At 71.6% G+C, this 2,844-nt stretch carries 2 protein-coding genes and 1 pseudogene; all 3 read right to left on the bottom strand.

Annotated features, from left to right (window positions below):
- Positions 1-54 precede the first annotated feature (54 nt).
- Positions 55-1,161, bottom strand: a complete 1,107-nt coding sequence (mraY, locus tag AB0C29_RS41745) for a phospho-N-acetylmuramoyl-pentapeptide-transferase (RefSeq protein ID WP_360548009.1) — start codon at positions 1,159-1,161, stop codon at positions 55-57.
- The gene (murF, locus tag AB0C29_RS41740) at positions 1,158-2,555 is read right to left on the bottom strand and encodes a UDP-N-acetylmuramoyl-tripeptide--D-alanyl-D-alanine ligase (RefSeq protein WP_360832873.1); all 1,398 of its coding nucleotides are present in this window, start codon (positions 2,553-2,555) and stop codon (positions 1,158-1,160) included. The genes mraY and murF overlap by 4 nt, the downstream gene beginning before the upstream one ends.
- Positions 2,552-2,844, bottom strand: a pseudogene (locus tag AB0C29_RS41735) (UDP-N-acetylmuramoyl-L-alanyl-D-glutamate--2,6-diaminopimelate ligase); the annotation flags it as partial. The gene murF and the pseudogene AB0C29_RS41735, both read right to left, overlap by 4 nt.

Genomic DNA, 2,844 nt, shown 5'->3' with positions numbered 1-2,844 from the left:
ATGGTGGCGCGACACGCCAGCCCCGGGATGCGAAGCTGGCGTGTCGCGAGAGATCTATCCCATCACCGCGAGGAAGTCGCTGTAGAACAGGCCCAGACCGATGGCCACGCAGATCCCGGCCACGATCCAGAACCGGACCACGATGTTGACCTCGCTCCAGCCGGCCAGCTCGAAGTGGTGCTGCAGCGGTGACATCCGGAAGACCCGCTTGCCGGTGGTCTTGAACGAGATGATCTGGATGACCACGGACATCGTGATGATGACGAACAGGCCGCCGATGATGATCGACAGCAGCGTCGTCCGGGTCGCCATCGCGAGCCCGCCGATCAGGCCGCCCAGGCCCAGCGCGCCGGTGTCGCCCATGAAGATCCGGGCCGGCGACGTGTTCCACCACAGGAAGCCGACACAGGCGCCGGCCGCCGCGGCCGCGATCAACGCGACCTCCAACGGGTCGCGGACCTCGTAGCAGTAGTTCGCCGGGTTGGCCACGTACGTGTCGTCACCGCACCAGTGCCGGTACTGCCAGAACCCGATCAGCCCGTACGCCCCCAGCACCAGGATCGACGCGCCGGTGGCCAGCCCGTCCAGGCCGTCGGTGAGGTTGACGCCGTTGGACATCGACATGATGACGAAGACGAAGACCAGCACGGAGCCGACCTTGCCGACGTCGAGGAAGCTGATGTCGCGGATGAACGAGATGTGCTCGCTCGCCACCGTCTGGCCGTTGGTGCTGGGCACGTACAGCGCCGCGACGCCCAGGCCGCCGCCGACCAGCAGCTGGCCGAGCAGTTTGCCCTTGGCGCTGAGCCCGGCGGAGTTGCGCCGGCGGACCTTGATGAAGTCGTCGAGGAAGCCGACGGCGCCGCAGAAGACGAACAGCCCGAGCAGGACCAGCGCCGTCATCGTCGGCTGGACCTGGGCGATCTGCTCCGACGGCAGCGTGGTCAGGGCGATGTGCCCGGCCACGTAGGCCAGCACGGTGGCGAAGATGAACGCCACCCCGCCCATCGTCGGGGTGCCCTTCTTGCCCTGGTGGCTGGCCGGGCCTACGGCCCGGATCGGCTGGCCGGCCTTCAGCGCGGTGAACACGCGGATGGCCAGCGGAGTGCCGAAGAGCGAGATGATGAACGCGACCGCGGCCGCGACGATGACTGCCCTCACGGGCTTACCTCCTGCATGGCCGGATCCGCGCGCAGCGCGTCGGCCACCTCCCACGTCCGGTACCGCGATCCCTTGACCAGCACGACGTCGCCCGGCCGCAGGTCGCCCCGCAGCACCGCGACGGCCGCCGCCTGGTCGGCCGCGAGCACCGCCTCACCCTTCCAGGCGGGCACCGTTGCCGCGCCGTCGAGGATCGGGGCGGCATTGTCCGCGACCGCTATCACTCTGTCGACTCCCAGCTCGGCGGCGAGCCGGCCGACCTCCTCGTGTCCCGAAGTCTCGAACTGACCGAGCTCGGCCATGTAACCGAGCACAGCTGTGGTGCGCCGGCCCTCCCCGAGCGCGGCGAGAGCCCGCAGCGCCGCGGCGGTCGACGACGGGTTGGCGTTGTACGAGTCGTCGATGACTGTCACGCCACCCGGGGTGTCGAAGACGTCCATCCGGCGGCCGGAGACGACGCCGACCTCACCCAGCGCGGCGGCCACGGCGGCCGGCGCCATCCCGGCCTCCAGCCCGACGGCCGCGGCGGCGAGGGTGTTGCCGACCTGGTGGCGGCCGGTCACGGCCAGCCGCACCGGCGCCGACCCGGCGGGGGTTATCAACGTGTACGCCGCCCGCCCGCGCTCGTCCAGCGTCACGTCGACCGCCCGTACGGTGGCCGTCTCGGACTCGCCCACGAACACCACCCGGGCCGCGGTGCGCGACGCCATCGCAGCGACCAGCGGGTCGTCGGCGTTGAGCACCGCGACACCGTCCTCGCCGAGCGCCTCGACCAGCTCGCCCTTGGCCTGCGCGGTGCCCTCGACGGAACCGAACTCGCCGATGTGCGCGGCGCCCACGTTGAGCACCACACCGATCCGGGGCCGGGTCATGTCGGTCAGGTAGCGGATGTGCCCGATCCCCCGGGCGCCCATCTCCAGCACCAGGAACCGGGTCGCCGGGTCCGCCTTGAGCACCGTGTACGGGAAGCCGAGCTCGTTGTTGAGCGAGCCGGCGGGCGCCACGGTCGGGCCGAGCCGGGCCAGCAGCTGCCCGATGTAGTCCTTGGTCGTGGTCTTGCCCGACGAGCCGGTGAGCCCGACGATCGTCAGCTCCGGGAGCCGCCGTACGGCCACCGTGGCCAGCGCGGCCAGCGCCCGCAGCGGGTCGTCGACGATGATCCCGGGCTGTCCGGTGTCACGGGTGCCGAGCACGCCCACGGCACCGGCGGCGACGGCCGCTGCGGCGAAGTCGTGACCGTCGACCTTTTCACCCGCGAAGGCGACGAAGAGTCCGCCGGGCTGCAACGCCCGGGTGTCGTACTCGACCGCCGCGGTGACGGTGGCGGCCGGGTCGGCGTTGACGAGGTGGCCGGTGGTGATCTCGGCGATCTCGTCCAGGGTCATCCGGATCAAGCGGCACCGCCCGCGCGTACGGCCAGCGCCGCGGCCAGCTCGATCCGGTCGTCGAACGGCAGCACCTCGCCGTTCACCTCCTGGCCTCGCTCGTGTCCCTTGCCCAGGACGGCCACCACGTCGCCGGGACCGGCCAGGCGTACCGCCTCGTCGATCGCGGCCCGGCGGCCGGCCACTTCGATGATCTTCGCGGCCGCGCCGGCCTGCTCGGCGCCCTGGCGGACCGCGGCACGGACCCCGGCCGGGTCCTCGGTGCGCGGGTTGTCGTCGGTGATGACGACCAGGTCGG

It is taken from the genome of Actinoplanes sp. NPDC048791, from assembly GCF_040650095.1.
GTDB lineage: Bacteria > Actinomycetota > Actinomycetes > Mycobacteriales > Micromonosporaceae > Actinoplanes.
Note: the sequence above shows the minus strand (reverse complement) of the source record. Positions and strands in the feature narration are given on the sequence as shown.